General features: G+C 43.1%; 1 pseudogene. It reads left to right on the plus strand.

The window, feature by feature from the left end:
• Positions 1 to 534: 534 nt before the first annotated feature.
• Positions 535 to 1,068, plus strand: a pseudogene (locus R7Z50_RS24800) (GGDEF domain-containing protein); the annotation flags it as partial.

A 1,068-nucleotide genomic window follows, 5' to 3' on the forward strand; every position in this document is an offset into this window, starting at 1 on the left:
CTGTGAGGCAGTCTATAAAAAGTAATTCGGGATTCGTTTGAGATGAAACTGAGATTCAGCGCGGATTTTAGTCGGAGATTGGTCACAACGACAACAATAATTCCTGTCATTTGAGGAAAATATTTCTAATGACTTTTCAAGCCCACGCGACTCATTGACGGAGCTTAGAGATCATCGACTGACGAACAATGAGCTCAATAGGTACGCGGTTGATAAGTGGCTTAACGCCGTTAAATGACGCCATTCAGCGAATTGAGAATCGACTCGCTAACAGCCGTTTTTATGCATTATCTGTATTTATCAACGTGCACACATCAAGGTAACTTTGTAACCGTCATCACCATATTGCAGGCAACATATCGATAGATATCGTAATAAACAAAACCCTTGGCGTCGTGACACCCAGAAAATTCCTTACAAGATTCAGTCACCTCGCAACATGACTAAGTTCACATTTGGCGATTTTGTTATTCTATTTATCGCTAAAATACCGCCTAGAATAGACGTACATATCAATTTAAGTAGGGATAGAAGATGTCGACATTGGCCGGGGCTCGCCTAGAAGAAATGGCGGATATCCGCTCGACGAGAAAAAAGAAAATCGTTTTTCTGTGTTCTAGCATTGCCGCCACACTATTGGTGTACGGCGCTATCGTCCAATCGCTCGAAAATCATTGGGGGTTAAGCGTTTTGCATGCCTTCAGTGCCATCGCCTGCTTAGGGATCTGCTATCTCATAAAAGTACAAAGGCATCACAAATATGCCGATTTACTGCTCAGCGCCGTCATCATGTTTGAGGGGTTATTACTGCTTCTTTTTAATGATGCGCCCTCCGGAAAATTATTGTGGCTCTACCCCATCGTCGCAACCATCATTTTGATTAACGAGTTCAAAGTCGGTTTACTCTTTAGCGCTACCTACATGATTTTGGTTTTCTTTGGCATTACGTTTTTAGACGGCTTACCTGCCACTGGCGATATGATCGAACGCCGATTCATGTTCACCTTGATAGCCATCAGTTTTGTCTGCCATACCTTCTCCTACTACTACGCAAAAGTCGTCAGCTAC

It is taken from the genome of Vibrio sp. 1249-1 (genome assembly GCF_033340495.1).